Source organism: Marinibacterium sp. SX1, from assembly GCF_050389775.1.
Lineage (GTDB): Bacteria > Pseudomonadota > Alphaproteobacteria > Rhodobacterales > Rhodobacteraceae > Marinibacterium.
The window spans coordinates 1430729-1446971 of sequence record NZ_CP177144.1 but is presented as its reverse complement, the minus strand read 5'-3'; the positions used below and the strand labels follow the sequence as shown (position 1 = coordinate 1446971).

Sequence of the window (16243 nt, the reverse complement as noted above, 5' to 3'; positions counted from 1 at the left end):
CGCCCGCAGGACTCAGATCGTCGCCACCGGCGTGACCGGCGACCCGATAGCCCCGGGCAGGTAGAGCGGCGGCGCGGTCAGGAAGACCGCATGCCGCCCGGCGGCCTGCAAGGCCGGGGCCAGGGCGCTGAAGTCCCACAGCTCGGCCAGGGGCAGGCCCAGCTTGAACAGGCAATGGTGGTGCAGCGGCAGGCGCAGGCAGCAGGCATGCGGATCGGCATCGGGGTTTTCCACGGCGTAATTGTCCGCCGCGATGGCCGCGATGCGGCTGTCGGTGATCCACTCGTGCAGCGCCGCGTCGGTGCCGTCCAGCACCGCGCCGGTGCGGTGCAGCCGGTCGGGATCGGGCGCGTCCTGCATGTCGCGCAGCGCCTCGGCATAGCCCGTGCGCAGCAGCAGGATGTCCCCCGGACGCAGCTCGACGCCCTGGGCCGCGATGACCTCTTCCAGCATGGCCCGGGTGACGATCACCCGCTCGGTGCCATAGGCCCGGGTGAAATCCACCAGCACCCCGCGCCCCTGCACCGGGGTCTTGGCCATCTCGCTGACCGCCAGCCGGCGGGCATAAGACGCGTGGTCGCCCTCCGCGCCCGCGCCCAGCACATCCACGTCGGCCCGGTGGCCGTTGTAATAGCAGCGTTCGGCCACGCCATCGCCATCGGCATCGAACAGCGCGCCCACATGGGCCAGCGAATCCCATTGTGTCGAATACTGGGTCGACAGCAGCACCTGGTCATCCGACAGAACGTCCATCAGCACCGGGTCGACATTGCTGAGCGGGTAATTGATGTAGGGCGTCTCGCCCAGGCAGGTCGGGGCCAGCCGCGGCGGCTTGCGCCGGGGGTTCAGCGACACCTTGCCCGGCAGATCGAGCGGCAGCGACAGGCAAAAGGCCCGGCCCTCGCGGATTTCCCCCGCCGCCGCCCGCCGTTCGGCATCAGTGATGTAGTTCAGCGTGCCCAGCTGGTCGTCGGGGCCGAAATCGCCCCAGTTGCTGCCCTCGGGGCGGTTCACCCATTGCGGCATGTCGTCTCCTCTTCCTCTTCATCAACCTGTGCCGACAGGGCGATCACCTGCGGCAGCAGCTCCTCGATCCGCGTCATGCGGACCCGTTGTGGCCCATCCCAGCGGTGGAAACCATGGCCCGCCTTGCGCCCCAGCGCCCCGGCCGCCACCTTGCGTTCCAGCAGCGCCGGCGGCTCCTGCCGGGCATCGAGATCGGCATAGAGATACCGGGCGATGTTCAGATGCGTGTCCAGCCCGTTGAGATCGCGCTGCAGGAACGGGCCGATCAGCGCCAGCCGCACGCCCAGCGAATAGCGCGTCACCAGGTCGACCGTCTCGGCATCGGCCACCCCGCTTTCGACCAGGGCAAAGCATTCGCGCATCAGCGCATGTTGCAGCCGGTTGGCGATGAACCCCGGCACATCGGCCCTGAGCGGCGCGGCCTTCTTGCCCGACGCATCGAGAAAGGCCGCCACCCGCGCGACAACCTCCTCGGGCGTGGCCGGGCCGGGCACCACTTCGACCGCCGGAATCATGTCGGCGGGATTGAAGAAATGGGTGATGACGAACCGTTCCGGGTGGACCATGCCGGCGGTCAGCTCGGCCGTGCGCAGGCCCGAGGTATTCGACGCGATCAGGGTCGAGTCGCGGAAAAACTCCTCGAGATCGGCAATCACCCGGCGTTTCAGGTCAAGGATCTCGGGCACCGCCTCGATGGCCATGAAGGCATCGCGCCAGGCCGGGCCCAGCACGTCGACCGCCCCGGCAAAGACCGGCTGGCGCGGCGCGCCATCGAGGAAAGCCATCGCCTTTTCAAGCGCTTCGGCCGACGGATCGACCAGCGCAACAGGATGCCCGCAGCCCAGGAAATGGCGGCAGATGCGCAGCCCCATGATCCCGGCCCCGATCACCACAAGTCTGTCCATGAGACCCCTCCGTCACAAATCAGTTGACAATATAAATAGTGATCTGTGATTAGCAATACATATCACTGAGGACACTTGTCCGGGCGGGGACCCGGGCAGGAGGAGGACTAACTTGAACGCGATCACCAATTTCTTCACCCGCATCGTGAGCCGATACATGCCCGACCCGCTGGTCGTGGCGATCATTCTCACGGCGCTGACGGTCATTTTCGCCATGGTCAGCCAGGGCACCGGCTTCTTCGAGGCCTCGCGGCTCTGGGGCGACGGGTTCTGGAACCTGCTGGCTTTCACCATGCAGATGACGGTCATCCTGCTGGCCGGCTACATCCTGGCCCGCACGCCGGCCGTCGACAAACTGATGGATTACGTCGTCATGGGCGTGTCGAGCCCCCGGGCGGCGATCGTCGTGGCCACCCTGGTCGGCGGCGTCGGATCCTGGCTGAACTGGGGCTTCGGGCTGGTGCTGGGCACGCTGATCGCTCAGAAACTCGGCCGCAAGGTCAAGGGCCTGCACTATCCGCTGGTCATTGCCGCGGGCTATTCGGGCTTTGCCGTCTACGGCGTGGGCCTGTCGGGCTCGGTGCCGCTGCTGCTGAACACCCCGGGCCATTTCATGGAAGAGGTCATCGGGCTGGTGCCTCTGGGTGACACGATCTTCTCGCCCTACATCATCGGCATGAACCTGGTGCTGCTGGTCACCCTGCCGTTCTTCAACGCCATGCTGCATCCCAAGAACCCGGCCGACGTGGTCGAGGCCGCACCCGAGCCCGACCTGCCGATCTCCGACACCGAGGCAACCGACCGCACCCTGGCCGAGCGGCTGAACCATTCGCCGATCATCGGCGTGGGCATGGGCCTCTTCGGGCTGCTCTACATCGTGCTCTACCTGGTCGATGGCGGCGGCGTGACGCTGAACTTCATCAACCTGCTGTTCCTGTCGCTGGGCATCACGCTCTTCGTCACGCCCAGCCGGTTCCTGGCCGCCCTGAGCGAAGGCGTGAAGGTCGTGTCGGGCATCATCATCCAGTACCCGTTCTACGCCGGTATCCTGGCGATCCTCGGCGGGTCGGGCCTGATCGTGACGCTGGCCAACTGGTTCGTGTCGATCTCGTCGCCGGAAACCCTGCCGATCTCGTCCTTCTTCGCGGCCGGCCTGATCAACCTCTTCGTGCCGTCGGGCGGCGGCCAGTGGGTCATCCAGGGCCCGGTCATGATGGAAGCGGCCAAGCAGCTGGGCGCGTCGATCCCCGCCACGGCCCTGGCCGTGCAGATCGGGGACCAGTGGACCAACATGGTGCAACCGTTCTGGCTGCTGCCGGCGCTGGCCATCTCGGGGCTGAAGCTCAAGGATTTCATGGGCTACATGGTCATGATCCTGTTCTACCTGGGCATCATCTTCCTGGCCACGATCGCGATCTGGGGCTTTGCCACGGCCGGGGTCGCCTGATCCATGCCCTGGATGGTCGAAACCTACGACAAGCCCGGATGCGCAGACCTGCGCATCCGGCTCCGCCCGGCCCACCTGGATTACCTCGAAGCCAACAAGCACCTGCTGCTGGCCTGCGGGGCCAAGCTGGACGATGACGGCAACCTGGCCAGCGGCGGGCTCTACGTGCTCGACGTGGCAACCCGGGCCGAGGCCCAGGCCTTCATCGAAGCCGATCCGTTCCACCAAGGCGACCTGTTCGAGAGGGTCTTCGTCACCCGCTGGCGCAAGGCCTATCTCGACGGGCGCAACACCCTGAACGAGGAGTGACATGCTCTACCACGTGCACATGACCGTGAACATTCCGGCCGACCTGGACCCGGACGAGGCAGCCCGGGTGAAGGCCACCGAAAAGGCCTATAGCCAGGACCTGCAGCGCCAGGGCGTCTGGCGTCACATCTGGCGCCTGTCGGGGCTCTACGAGAACATCTCGATCTTCGATTGCCGCGACAACGACCACCTGCACGAGGTGCTGACCGGCCTGCCGCTCTATCCCTACATGGACATCCATGTCACGCCGCTCAATCGGCATCCGTCCTCGATCCGCGACGACGACACATGAGCCGATACGACAGGCGCGCCGCCCTGGTCACGGGCGGCGCCAACGGCATCGGCGCGGCGATCACCGCGCGGCTGAAGGCCGACGGGTTCCGCACCATCGTGCTGGATGTCACTGCCCCGGCCATCGATTGCGACGACTTTCACCAGATCGACCTCAGCGATGCCACGGCCACCACCGCCCTGCTGGGCGACTTGGCCGGGCGGCATGACATCACCTGCCTGGTCAACAACGTGGGCATCGTCACCCCTGCCCCGCTCGAAGAGGTCGACCCGGCCGATTTCGACCGGATGATGCATGTGAACCTGCGCCCGTCGATCCTGTGCGCCCAGGCCCTGCTGCCCCGGATGAAAGAGCTGGGCGGCGGCCGGATCGTGATGAACACCAGCCGGGTGACCCTGGGCAAGGAGCTGCGCACGCTCTACTCGGCGACCAAGGGCGCGGCCCAGTCCATGGCCCGGACATGGGCGCTGGAACTTGGTCCGCACGGCATCACGGTCAATTGCGTGGCCCCCGGGCCGATCGGCACCGATGCCTTCTGGAAGAACAACCCGCCCGATGCGCCGCTGACGCGCGAGATCATCGAACACGTGCCCGTCCGCCGGGTCGGCACCGGCGAGGACGTGGCCAATGCCGTGGCCTTCTTCTGCGACCCGCGCGCCGGGTTCGTCACCGGCCAGACGCTGTTCGTCTGCGGCGGGGTCACCGTCGGCTGACCCCGCCCGCCGCTGCCCGGCCGGTCATGACAGCGGCCGGGCAGTGGCCTCGGCCTTCTCATGGCCCCTGCCCGCACATGGCCCCTGCCCGCACATGATCCCGATCCACGCATGATCCCGATCCAAACATGGCCCCGGCCTGCACATGGTGCCGGTGCACACATGGCTCCGGTCCACACATGGCCCCGGCCCACACATGATCCCGGCCCGCACATGATCCCGATCCAAACATGAAAAGGCCGCCCGAAACGGGGCGACCTTTTGCGCAACGGATCGTCGCAGGTCGCGGCGGGTCAGACCCCGATATGGTCCTTCAGCAGCGCGGCGAAGATGTCCGGCTGTTCGACACAGGGCAGATGGCCCGCATCGGCGATTTCCTCGTAGCGCGCGCCGGCGATGGCCTCGGCGGTCGATTTCACCAGCTCCGGCGGGGTCGAGGCGTCTTCGGCCCCGGCAATGACCAGCGTGCGCTGGGTGATCCGGGCCAGGTCGGCGCGGTAATCGGCATCGCGGATCGCGGCACAGACCTGGGCATAGCCCTTGGCCGGGGTGCGTTCGAGCATCGCCCGCCACATGGCGAAGTCCTCGGTGTCGCGGTAGGGCGCGGCGAACCAGCGCTCCAGGATGGCATCACCGATCTCGGCAATGCCCTTGGCCAGCACGGTGTCGATCCGCGGGTTCCAGATCTCGGGCGACCCGATCTTGGCCGCCGTGTCCGACAGCACCAGGTGGCTCATGCCTTCGGGCCGGCGCACGGCCAGGCGTTGCATGATCAGCCCGCCGACCGACAGGCCGACCCCGGTGAACCCGCCGATGTCATAGTGATCCAGCAGGGTTTCGACGTCATCGGCCATGGTCTCGATGCTCAGCGTGTCCTTCGCCGCGCTCAGCCCGTGGCCGCGCTTGTCCTGGCGCAGGATGCCCCAGCTTTCGGGCAGCCGGGCCACGATCCGGTCCCAGACGCGCAGGTCGGTGCCCAGCGAATTGGCAAAGACCAGCACCGGGGCGCTGCCTTCGGCCGGGCGGAACCCGTGATAGATGCCATCCAGGGCCGTGAAGCGTTCGGTTCTCATGTGACGATGTCTCCTTGGGGTCGTACCGCGTCGAGGCAGGCCAGGAACTGGTCCAGGGCCGGGCTTTCGCGGCTGTCTTGGTGGACAAGGGAAATGTTGGCCGTCACCGCCACCCCGGCCAGCGGGCGATAGACCACGCCGGGCACGGCCAGGAAGCGGATGGAATCGGGCACGACGGCCACGCCCAGCCCCGCCGCGACGAGGCTGACGATGGAGGTGAACTGGGGCGAGCGGTGGACGATGTCGGGGCTGATGCCCGCCCCGGCGCAGGCCTGGTGCATGGCTGCCGAAAAGCCGATGTTGGGCGGCAGGTGGGTGGCCAGGAAGGACGCATCGCGAAAGGCCGCCAGGTCCAGCGCGCCATCCGCCGGGCCATCGGCCAGCGGGTGGTCAGCCGGCAGGGCGATCCACAGCCGTTCCTCGTGCAGGGTCCGCGTGACCAGGTTCTCGGGCATGTCGGGGAACGGCAGGCGCACGATGCCCGCGTCCAGGTTGCCCGCCGACACCTCGGGGATCTGGCGGTCGAGGTCCATCAGTGTCAGCTGCAGCCGCACGTCCGGCGCCCGGTCGCGATAGGCCCGCAGCAGCCGGGCCAGCACGCCGCTGGTCGACGCCGCGCCGACATAGCCCAGGGCCAGCTCGCCGATCGTGCCCCGCCCGACGCTCATCGCCACGTCCTGGGCCCGGGCGGCATGGCGCAGCACGGCGCGGGCCTCGGGCAGCAGCAACCGCCCGGCCTGGGCCAGTTCGACCTTGCGCCGGTTGCGTTCGAAGAGCAAAGTGCCGATCAGCTCTTCCATCTGCTTGAGCTGCTGGGTCAGCTGCGGCTGCGAGATCGACAGCCGCTCGGCCGCCCGACCGAAGTGAAGCTCTTCGGCCAGGGTGACAAGCAGCTCGTAATGTCTCAACGTCAGCATAAACCGATAAGTCTCTTCTTCTTATTTGATCTCACTATATCTGGGCCGTGCATCACCGGCCACATCTAATCCGCATCGGCCCTGTCCGGCCGGCCGGTTCGGCGCCTGCCGCGGGCCACTGGCCCGGCAGGGCCGATTAATGTTAGAAAGCTCTGCATCGGGCTTTGGGCCATGTGACGGGATCATCAATGAAACGAGACGAACTTGGCGACCTGATGGCCTTTCTGGCCGTCTGCGAGGAACGCAGCTTTACCCGGGCCGCGGCCCGGCTGGGCACGTCGCAAAGCGCCCTGAGCCACACGGTCAAGCGGCTGGAGGAACGGCTGGACATCCGCCTGCTGACGCGGACCACGCGCAATGTCTCGCCCACGCTGGCGGGCGAACAGCTGGCCGCAACCCTGCGCCCGGCCTTCAACGACATAGAGGAACGGCTGGCCGGGCTGAACGAGATGCGCGCCCGTCCGGCCGGGCTGGTGCGGATCACCACGTCGCATCATGCAGCGGTCGAGCTGATCTGGCCGCGGCTGTCGCCGGTGCTGGCCGAATACCCGGATGTTCAGCTGGAAATGGCCGTCGATCCCAAGCTAACCGATATCGTCGAGGAACGGTTCGACGCCGGGGTGCGGCTGGGCGAAAGCGTCGAGAAGGACATGATCGCCCTGCGCATCGGGCCCGACCTGCGCATGCTGACGGTCGGCACGCGGGAGTATTTCGCCCGCCACGGCCGGCCCGAAACGCCGCATGACCTGACCGACCACAATTGCATCAACCTGCGCCTGCCGACGCTGGGCGGGCTCTACCCCTGGGAATTCGAACGCGACGGCAAGCCGCTGAACGTGCGGGTGACCGGCCAGGTCACATCAAACGATGTCGAGCTGATCGTGCGGGCCTGTCTCGACGGCCATGGCCTGTGCTGCCTGCCCGATTACCACCTGCGGGACCACATCGCCGCCGGCCGGGTCGAGGCCGTGCTGGAAGACTGGAGCCCGCCCTTCCCCGGCTATCACCTCTATTACCCGTCCCGGCGGCAGGTCACGCCGGCCTTTGCCCTGGTGCGCGACGCGCTGCGCTACACCGGCTGAGACCGGACCGCCAGGGGCCGCCGCCCGGGAACATCCGACGGACGGCGACCCGGGCGTTGGGCACCCTGGAAAAAGGCGGCCCGGACTGCGCCGATCAGACCGCCGGCAGGCGGTCGATCATCTTGTCCAGCGTCACCGGGTAGTCGCGGATGCGCAGGCCGGTGGCATTGTAGACCGCATTGGCCACCGCCGCCGCCACGCCGCACAGCCCCAGCTCGCCGACCCCCTTGGCCTTCAGCGGCGACGAGACCGCGTCGGACGTGTCGAGAAAGATCACCTCCTGCTGCGGGATGTCGGCATGCACCGGCACCTCGTATCCGGCCAGGTCGTGATTGGCAAAGAAGCCCCGGCCGGTGTCGACGGCGATCTCTTCCATCAGCGCGGCGCCGACGCCCATGACCATGCCGCCGATGACCTGGCTGCGCGCGGTGACCGGGTTCAGGATGCGCCCGGCGTCACAGGCGCCCAGCATCCGGCGCACGCGGATCTCGCCGGTGGCCGCATGCACGCCGACCTCGACGAAATGGGCGGCAAAGGTGGCCACCACGTGCTGGCCCCGGAAATCGCCGAAGGTCATGGTCTCCTCGGCCACGATCTCGCCGTCTGCCGCGATCTCGGCATAGGGCACCTGCTTGTCGGGCGTGCGCACCGCGCCATTGGCGAATTCCAGCGTCTCGGCATCCCCATTGCCCAGCCGCCGCGCCAGCTCACCGCGCAGGGCGACACAGGCGGCATAGGTGCCCGAGGTCGAGCTGACCGCGCCCCATTGCCCGCCCGAACCGGCCGAGACGGGGTAATCGCTGTCGCCCAGCCGGACCTCGACCTGGTCAAGCTCAAGGCCCATGACCTCGGCCGCGACCTGGGCAATGATCGTGTAGGAGCCGGTGCCGATATCGGTCATGTCGGTTTCGACGATCAGCCGGCCGTCGGGTTGCAGCCTGACCCGCGCGCCCGATGTTGTCGCCGGCCCGCCGCGATAGGCCCCCGCCATGCCATGGCCGATCAGCCAGGGCCCGTCGCGCATGCCTCCCGGCGTCGTGTTGCGGTCGGCCCAGCCAAAGGCCTCGGCCCCGGCCTGCAGGGCCTCGACGAAATGGCGGTCGGAGAACGGCCGCTCGGGGTCTTCGGGATCGACCTGGGTGTCGTTGACCGCGCGGAATTCGACCGGGTCCATGCCCAGCCGCTCGGCCATCTCGTCCATGGCAATTTCCAGCGCCATCAGCCCCGACGCCTCGCCCGGCGCGCGCATGGCATTGGCCTCGGGCAGGTGCATCTCGGCCAGGCGGCGGGTGATCAGGCGGTTGTCGCCGGCATAGAACACCCGTGTCTGGTCGGTCGAATTCTCGCCCCGCCCGCCGGGCAGGGTGTTCGACAGGTCCTCGTGGGCGATGGCCGTGATGCGCCCGTCCTCGGTCGCCCCGATGCGGATGCGCTGGATCGTGGCCGCCCGGTGGGTCGTGTTGTTCATCACGAAGGGCCGGGGCAGCATGACCTTGACCGCCCGCCCCGTCTTGCGCGCGGCCAGGGCGGCCATGATCGTGTCGGAGCGCACGAAGAGCTTTGCCCCGAAGCCGCCGCCCACATAGGGGCTGTCGACGCGCACGTCGGCCTCGTCCATGCCGAAGGTCGTGGCAATTGCCCCGCGCATCCAGTTGATCATCTGGTTCGAGGTCCAGACCGTCAGCTTGCCATCCTCCCAGCGGGCGATGGTCGCATGGGGCTCCATCATCGCGTGGGAATGGCCGGGGGTGTGATAGGTTTCGTCCAGCTGGACCGGCGCGGCCGCGAAGGCCGCTTCGAAATCGCCCACGCGGGCGACCGGGTCGGTATCGCCCTCGGCAACGTCCTGCCAGGCCGCACCGAGGTCAAAGGTCGCGTCGGTGTCGGCCTCGTATTCGACGCGGATCAGGTGGGCCGCCGCCCGGGCCTGTTCAAAGCTCTCGGCCACGACCACGGCAATTGCCTGGTGGTAATGTTCGACCACGTCGCCGCCAAAGAGATGCGCGACGTTCCAGCTGGATTTCGGCAGGGCGTCCATGTCCAGCGTGGTCACGATGTCGACGACGCCGGGCGCGGCCAGGGCGGCCGAGGTGTCCATCGACAGGATCCGGCCGGTGGCGATGGCCGCCCCCAGCGGAAAGCCGACCAGCTGGTCCGGGGCCACGTCGTGGCGCTCATAGGCATAAGGCGCCTGGCCGGTGGTCTTGAGCGCGCCGTCGACGCGCGGCGTGGGCCGGCCCACGATCCGGGCGGTGTCAAAGAGATTGGACCCGGCGGGTGCATTGAACTCCATGGGATTACTCCTTTGCCTCGGCCAGAAGGCCGGCCAGCGTGCGTTCGGCCAGCGCGATCTTGAAGGCGTTGTCCTCGGTCGGGGTGGCATCGCCCAGCAGGCGGGCCATCACGGCCCCTGCCCCCCGGGGCATCAGCGCCTCGGCCGCGGGATCGCGCCAGGGTCGCGGGGCGACACCGCCCAGGGCCACCCGGCCGGTACCGTCGGGCTGGACGATCAGCGCCACGGAGACCAGCGCAAAGGCATAAGACGCCCGGTCGCGCACCTTGTGATACATCTGGGTGCCGCCGATCGGCGCCGGCAGGGTCACGGCGGTGATCATCTCGCCCGCGCCCAGCACCGTTTCGACATCGGGCGTCTCGCCCGGGGCGGCATAGAACCCGGCCAGCGGGATGGCCCGCGTGTCGCCTTCGGGCGTCACGGTTTCCACCGTCGCATCCAGCACCATCAGGGCCACGGCCATGTCGCTGGGATGGGTGGCGATGCAGGCCGCCGAGGTGCCGACGACGCCCAGCCCCCGGGTCACCGCACCGGGGTCCTGCGCGGCACAGCCCGCGCCGGGGCTGCGCTTGTTGCAGGGCATGTTGGTGTCGTAGAAATAGGGACAGCGCGTCCGTTGCAGCAGGTTGCCGGCGGTGGTCGCCTTGTTGCGCAGCTGGCCCGAGGCCCCGGCCACCAGCGCCCGGGTCAGCACGCCGTAATCACGCCGCACCCGCGCATCGGCGGCCAGGTCGGTGTTGCGCACCATGGCCCCGATCCGCAGCCCGCCCTCTTCGGTTTCGGTGATCGAGTCGAGCCCGGTGCCGTTGACGTCGATCAGGTGCACCGGCGTCTCGATCTCGTGTTTCATCAGGTCCAGCAGGTTGGTGCCCCCGGCGATGAACCTGGCCCCGGGCACCTCGGCCGCGCGGGCGGCGGCAGCGGCGGGGGTGGCGGCGCGTTCGTAGCTGAATTCCCTCATGCCTGGTCCTCCGCGACCTGGGTGATGGCGGCCAGGATGTTGGCATAGGCCCCGCAGCGGCAGATGTTGCCCGACATGCGCTCGCGGATCTCGGCGTCGCTGATGGCGATGGGCGCGGTCAGGTCGCCGGTCACGTGGCTGGGGATGCCCGCGCGGATCTCGTCCAGCACGGCCCGGGCCGAACAGATCTGGCCCGGGGTGCAATAGCCGCACTGGAACCCGTCGTGTTCGACAAAGGCCGCCTGCATCGGGTCCATCTCGTCGGGCTGGCCGATGCCTTCGACCGAGGTGATTTCATCGCCTTCGTGCATGCACGCCAGGGTCAGGCAGGAATTGATGCGCCGGCCGTTGACCATGACGGTGCAGGCCCCGCATTGGCCATGGTCGCAGCCCTTCTTGGTGCCGGTCATCTGCAGCCCCTCGCGCAGGGCGTCGAGCAGGGTCATGCGGTTGTCGACCTCGATGGCCGTTTCAGCGCCGTTGATGCGGAAGCTGACGGGGGTGGTCGTCGGGCCCTTGGGCAGGGGCAAGGGGGCGGCCGTGGTCTGGGCACGCAGGGCGCCGGGCAGGCTGGCGGTCAGGGCGGCCGCAGCGGTGCCGGCCATCAGGTCGCGGCGGTTGAGATGGATGTCGACGGGAGGGCTCATGCGGGGTCGCTCCTTGCTGGCGTGATCACGCGGCGCGTCGTCTTCCGGCCCTGCGGGTCCGGGCGCCTCCGGGTGATGGCTTGGGGTCCTGATGGGGGATGTAGGCAGGACAGCGCCGGGGATTACCGGGCGCTGGGTGATAGGATCTATGAATGAGGCGGATGAAACCCTTTGGGCCGTGACGCGTTGGCCGGGGTCAGAGTTACGAACTCCGCCGCCCGATTGCCCCGGCGGGCCGGCCATCTGCCCGTGCCGCGCAGACCACCGCCGGTCCATTCATGAAGTCCGGGTATAGACGCAATGGCCGGGCGCCCGCTAATCGGACGGCCGGGGATGCCATATGTCCGGGCGGCCACCTTCCGGCACCCGGCCCGCCGGGCCAGGGCGCCGATCAGACCAAGGATCCCTTTCATGAAAGCCACCATGCTTTACGGGGCCGGCGACGTGCGTTTCGAAGACGTCGCCGAGCCCGTCATCCAGAAACCCACCGATGCCATCATCCGCCTGGCAGCCTCTTGCGTCTGCGGCTCGGACCTGTGGCCCTATCGCGGCGACCAGCCGGTCACCGCGCCCCAGGCCATGGGCCACGAATATTGCGGCGTGGTCGAAGCCGTGGGCGAGGCCGTCACATCGGTCACGCCCGGCCAGTTTGTCGTCGGGTCGTTCTGCCTGTCCGACAACACCTGCCCGCATTGCCGCCACGGTTTCCAATCCTCCTGCGAGAATGTCGAGTTCATGACCGGGGCCCAGGCGCCGCTGGCCCGGGTGCCGTTGGCCGATGGCACGCTGGTCGCGCTCGACGCGCATCCCGACGAAGACCTGATCCCCGGGCTGCTGGCCGCGTCCGATGTCTTTGGCACCGGCTGGTATGCCTGTGACGCGGCGCAGGTCCAGCCCGGGTCGACCGTGGCCGTGGTGGGCGACGGGGCGGTGGGCCTGATGGCCGTGCTGGCGGCGAAACAGATGGGCGCCGGGCGCATCATCGCCATGAGCCGCCACACATCGCGCCAGGACCTGGCGCTGGAATTCGGAGCGACCGACATCGTGGCCGAACGTGGCGAGGAGGGCATCGCCAAGATCCGCGAGCTGACCGGCAATGTCGGGGCCGATGCGGTGATGGAATGCGTGGGCACCGAAACCTCGATGAACCAGGCGATCTATGCCGCCCGGCCCGGCGGCCATATCGGTTATGTCGGCGTGCCTCATGGCGTGACCTTCGACGGCGCGCAGCTGTTCTTTGCCCAAAGGGCGATGCTGGGCGGCCCCGCCCCGGTGCGCCGTTTCCTGCCCGACCTGATCGACCAGGTGCTCAGCCGCAAGGTCGACCCGGGCAAGGTCTTTGACCTGGATATCCCGCTGGCCGACGTGGCCGAGGGTTATCGCGCGATGGACGAACGCCGCGCCATCAAGACCCTGCTGCGGGTCTGATCGGCCGCGTTTGCCTGTGGACAGACGGCCGGCCCGGATCGCTCCGGGCCGGTGGTGCGGGGCGGCATGGGCAGCGGCCCCGTAGTGCCCGCCGCGCCGATCATCGACCGGGCGGGTACGCCCGACGGCCACGTCCGCGCCGACCCTGGCCCGACGGTTCCCCCCCTTGGGCAGGGCCTCCCCCCGCCCCGGCGGTTCAACCCAATGGGCATGCCCCCGGCCAAACGGTCTGGCCCCATGGCCACGGCCGCCCCAACGGTTCATGTCCACGGCGGCGCAGCTGCCACGACCCAGCGGTTCAGCCCGATGGCAGCGCCCCCGGCCTAGCGGCTCAGCCCCATGGCCACGGCCGCGCGGGCGGCATCGGCGCGGTTGTTGATGCCCAGCTTGCGATAGACTTCCTTGAGGTACTGGCTGACCGTGTTCTCTGAAATGCCCAGCTCGTGGGCGATCACCGCCGTGCGCTGGCCCCGCCCCACCGCGGCCAGCACCTCGCGCTCGCGCCGCGACAGGTGCACGTCGACCCGCCCGCGGCCTGGCATGGCCACGGTCTGGACCCGGCGCAGGAACAGCAGCCGGTTGCGGATCGTCAGGTGCAACAGGTCCAGGTCGACGGGCTTGGCCAGGTAATCATCCGCCCCGGTCTTCAGCCCGGTCAGCCGCGGCGCGCGGTCCGACAGGGCAGTGAGGAAGATGAAGGCCGTGCCCGGAGCCAGCACCCCCGCCCGGCGCAGGTCCTGCAACAGGTCGAACCCGTTGCGCCCGGGCATCATCACGTCGCAGAGCACGATGTCCGGCCGTTCGCGCGACAGGAGGGCCTCGGCCTCGTCCGCATTGACCGCCGACAAGACCCGGTGCCCCGCCCCGGCCAGCTCTTCGACCAGCTCTTCCAGCAGGTCGCGCTCGTCCTCGACACACAGGATCGTCGCGGTGGGGGCGGGCTCAGTCATCGCAGGCGGATCCTCGCAGGGGCAAAATCATGGTAAAGACCGATCCCTCGCCCTCGGTCGAGGTGAAATCGAGCCGGCCGTCATGCAGGTCGAGGATCTCCGTGGCCAGGTGCAGGCCCAGGCCCAACCCGGGCAGGTGCTGGACGTTGGGCGCGCGGTAATACTTGTCGAAGATCGAGGCCCGCACGGCTTCGGGAATGCCCATGCCCCGGTCGGTGACCCGGACCTGCGCCGTGTCACCCGCGCGCATGGCCCGGATGTCGATGCGGCTGTCGTCGGGCGAATACTTGGCCGCGTTGGACATCAGGTTGACGGTCACCTGTTCGACCAGGATGACATCGACCTCGACGGGCAGCGGATCGGCCGAGAGGGAACAGGCAAAGACCCGGTTTGGATGGGTCTCGCGCAGTTGGCGCAGGGCATTGCGCACCACGTCGTTCAGGTCGACCGGCTCGGGCATGCAGAACTGGCCCTCGGCATCCAGGCTGGCCGACACGACCACCCGCGAGATCAGCCGTTCCAGCCGTTTCGCCGCGTTGAGGATCTTGAACGCCTTGCCGTCCAGGTCGGCCGGCGGGCGAGCCGGGTCGGCGCGGGTCAGACGCTGGGATGTCATGTGGATGACCGACAGCGGCGTGCGGAACTGGTGCGAGACCATCATGACGAAGCTGCGATAGACCTCCTTGGCTCGCCGTTCGACGGCCAGCGCATCGCGGATTTCGGCCGTGCGCAGGGCGATGGTGTCTTCCAGCCGGGCCTGGTGCCGGACCAGCCGCTGCTGTTCGTCGTCGAGCGACCGGATGTTGCGCACCAGCTGCGAGGCCATCAGCGCGCCGGTGGCAAACATGCCCAGCACGGCCACCGACAGCACGAAGGTCGTCCGGCGCACCCGGTCCAGCCGTTCGGCCCGGCGCGTGCGTTCCGACAGCATGGTCGCCACGACGACCTCGCGCAGCATGTCCGACAGATCGCCGAAACGCGCCCCGGCGGCCCGGGCGGCGGCCAGCGAAAAGGCCGGCCCATAGAGCCGGTGATCGAGATCCTGCATCAGCTCCAGTGTCGCACGCACGGTGTCGCCCTGGCCGATCCCGTCGAAATAGCCCAGCTGGGGCCCGTCGTTCAAAAGGGCCACCCGGCTGTAGAGCAGTTCGAACCGCAGCGAGGCGGCCTGGGCATCGGCGCGGAATTCCAGCGGGTCCATCGGCCCGGTGGTCAGGATCAGCAGCTTCTGCAATTCGCTCTGCGCTTCGGTCGCGGCCCAGAGATGGGTCTCGCCCATCTGGGTCCGGGCCTGCCGTTCGCTGATCAACAGCTGGATCACGGCATAGATGAACAATCCGGAAAAGGCCGCGATGGTCAGGGTGGCCAGGGTTATGCGCGACCGACGCACTACCGGATCGCGATCTCGGACAATTGCCAGATCCAGCGCTCGTCGAACTCGGCCGTCTGCAGATGCGGGTTGTCGTCGCGCGGATAGACCAGCCACAACGGCCCCTTGTCCCGCACGCGCATCATCTGGCCGTCCATCGTCCGGGCCAGGATCGGGTGGTGATCCCAGGCATCGCGGGCCGGCACGGTGACTTCGAAATCGTTGATCGCCCGCATGTCCAGCCGGCCCGTGCGCAGCGCCGGATCGGTGCTGGCCAGTGCCAGGACATCGCGCAGCAAAGGCCCGCGAAAGACATGCACACCCGAGGTCCAGGCCGTTTGTGTCCGAACCTCGTGCCAGTCGAGCAAGGCCAGATCCTGCTCACCAATCCGGTGGGACTCCCCGTCCGGGGTCCGGATGGTGAGCAGGGCCGGTTCGGCCGCGACCGAACGCGTTCCCGCGACGCAGAGCCCCGAGAGCATGACGCCGACCTTCAACAAGGTCCGGCGATCGGTCGATGAAGCCGGCCCTGCCCTGGTGGACGGGCCAAAGCGCATGGTCTTCATAATCCGATAGAATACCATCGTAATCCGTTGCCGCAATCCGCTGCCTTTCGCGACGGCCGGGTCCCGGGCGTCCCCACGTCGCCCGGGCATGTTCCGGGCGCCCCATTTCGCCCGGACCGGCCTCCCTCGCCGTCGCTCTTGCGCCATACCACATCACATGCCCCGCCCCCGCGCCATTCCCCGGTTCTTGGGAATGGCGGCACCCGCGATGGCGGGCCGATAGTGACCTTGGGGCACAAGGCCGCATGGCTGCCGGGCCCCGGGT

General features: G+C 68.3%; 16 protein-coding genes. 6 read left to right on the top strand and 10 right to left on the bottom strand.

Going from position 1 to position 16243, the window contains the following annotated elements:
- Positions 1-12: 12 nt before the first annotated feature.
- Entirely contained in the window at positions 13-1026 is a 1014-nt protein-coding gene (locus ACK3BB_RS06435) for a cyclase family protein (protein WP_428927897.1), read from the bottom strand.
- Positions 1011-1931, bottom strand: a complete 921-nt coding sequence (locus ACK3BB_RS06430; protein ID WP_428927896.1) for a 3-hydroxyacyl-CoA dehydrogenase family protein — start codon at positions 1929-1931, stop codon at positions 1011-1013. The genes ACK3BB_RS06435 and ACK3BB_RS06430 overlap by 16 nt, the downstream gene beginning before the upstream one ends.
- A gap of 112 nt (positions 1932-2043) precedes the next feature.
- Between ACK3BB_RS06430 and ACK3BB_RS06425 the strand changes: the two genes are divergently transcribed.
- Genes ACK3BB_RS06425 through ACK3BB_RS06410 form a run of 4 tightly spaced genes read left to right on the top strand, consistent with a single transcriptional unit; the run spans position 2044 to position 4692 of the window.
- Positions 2044-3378, top strand: a complete 1335-nt coding sequence (locus ACK3BB_RS06425; RefSeq protein WP_428927895.1) for a short-chain fatty acid transporter — start codon at positions 2044-2046, stop codon at positions 3376-3378.
- 3 nt (positions 3379-3381) lie between these two features.
- Complete coding sequence (locus ACK3BB_RS06420; RefSeq protein ID WP_428927894.1) at positions 3382-3687, top strand: YciI family protein; 306 nt, start codon at positions 3382-3384, stop codon at positions 3685-3687.
- Between the two features lies 1 nt (position 3688).
- Positions 3689-3979: a muconolactone Delta-isomerase gene (gene catC, locus ACK3BB_RS06415; protein ID WP_428927893.1), complete on the top strand. Its 291-nt coding sequence runs from the start codon at positions 3689-3691 to the stop codon at positions 3977-3979.
- A complete protein-coding gene (locus ACK3BB_RS06410) occupies positions 3976-4692 on the top strand; it encodes an SDR family NAD(P)-dependent oxidoreductase (RefSeq protein WP_428927892.1) in 717 nt (238 codons plus the stop codon). Before catC ends, ACK3BB_RS06410 begins: the two co-directional genes overlap by 4 nt.
- A 293-nt stretch (positions 4693-4985) precedes the next feature.
- Here ACK3BB_RS06410 and pcaD read toward each other — a convergent pair whose 3' ends face one another.
- Both pcaD and ACK3BB_RS06400 read right to left on the bottom strand, forming a co-directional pair.
- On the bottom strand, positions 4986-5765 hold the full coding sequence (gene pcaD, locus ACK3BB_RS06405) for a 3-oxoadipate enol-lactonase (RefSeq protein WP_428927891.1): 780 nt from the start codon (positions 5763-5765) through the stop codon (positions 4986-4988).
- Positions 5762-6682 carry a LysR substrate-binding domain-containing protein gene (locus ACK3BB_RS06400; RefSeq protein WP_428927890.1) on the bottom strand — a complete coding sequence of 307 codons (921 nt, stop codon included), beginning with the start codon at positions 6680-6682 and terminating at the stop codon, positions 5762-5764. Before ACK3BB_RS06400 ends, pcaD begins: the two co-directional genes overlap by 4 nt.
- A 188-nt stretch (positions 6683-6870) precedes the next feature.
- On the opposite strand from ACK3BB_RS06400, the gene ACK3BB_RS06395 reads away from it, so the two are divergent.
- On the top strand, positions 6871-7764 hold the full coding sequence (locus tag ACK3BB_RS06395; RefSeq protein WP_428927889.1) for a LysR family transcriptional regulator: 894 nt from the start codon (positions 6871-6873) through the stop codon (positions 7762-7764).
- Between the two features lie 94 nt (positions 7765-7858).
- Here ACK3BB_RS06395 and paoC read toward each other — a convergent pair whose 3' ends face one another.
- The 3 genes from paoC to paoA are packed head-to-tail and all read right to left on the bottom strand — an operon-like array spanning position 7859 to position 11665.
- Positions 7859-10057: an aldehyde oxidoreductase molybdenum-binding subunit PaoC gene (paoC, locus tag ACK3BB_RS06390; protein WP_428927888.1), complete on the bottom strand. Its 2199-nt coding sequence runs from the start codon at positions 10055-10057 to the stop codon at positions 7859-7861.
- Between the two features lie 4 nt (positions 10058-10061).
- Complete coding sequence (locus tag ACK3BB_RS06385; RefSeq protein ID WP_428927887.1) at positions 10062-11018, bottom strand: FAD binding domain-containing protein; 957 nt, start codon at positions 11016-11018, stop codon at positions 10062-10064.
- Complete coding sequence (paoA, locus tag ACK3BB_RS06380) at positions 11015-11665, bottom strand: aldehyde dehydrogenase iron-sulfur subunit PaoA (protein ID WP_428927886.1); 651 nt, start codon at positions 11663-11665, stop codon at positions 11015-11017. Before paoA ends, ACK3BB_RS06385 begins: the two co-directional genes overlap by 4 nt.
- Positions 11666-12076: 411 nt before the next feature.
- Here paoA and ACK3BB_RS06375 point away from each other — a divergent pair, with 411 nt between their 5' ends.
- Positions 12077-13093, top strand: coding sequence for a zinc-dependent alcohol dehydrogenase family protein (locus tag ACK3BB_RS06375; protein WP_428927885.1), 1017 nt, complete (start codon positions 12077-12079; stop codon positions 13091-13093).
- A 323-nt stretch (positions 13094-13416) separates the two neighbouring features.
- On the opposite strand, the gene ACK3BB_RS06370 is transcribed toward ACK3BB_RS06375, so the two are convergent.
- From ACK3BB_RS06370 to ACK3BB_RS06360, 3 genes are read right to left on the bottom strand one after another with little or no spacing between them, the layout of a single operon-like run.
- Positions 13417-14043, bottom strand: coding sequence for a response regulator transcription factor (locus ACK3BB_RS06370; protein ID WP_428927884.1), 627 nt, complete (start codon positions 14041-14043; stop codon positions 13417-13419).
- The gene (locus tag ACK3BB_RS06365; protein ID WP_428927883.1) at positions 14036-15433 is read right to left on the bottom strand and encodes a sensor histidine kinase; all 1398 of its coding nucleotides are present in this window, start codon (positions 15431-15433) and stop codon (positions 14036-14038) included. Before ACK3BB_RS06365 ends, ACK3BB_RS06370 begins: the two co-directional genes overlap by 8 nt.
- Positions 15433-15780 carry a molybdopterin-dependent oxidoreductase gene (locus ACK3BB_RS06360; protein WP_428927882.1) on the bottom strand — a complete coding sequence of 116 codons (348 nt, stop codon included), beginning with the start codon at positions 15778-15780 and terminating at the stop codon, positions 15433-15435. The genes ACK3BB_RS06365 and ACK3BB_RS06360 overlap by 1 nt, the downstream gene beginning before the upstream one ends.
- Between the last annotated feature and the right edge of the window lie 463 nt (positions 15781-16243).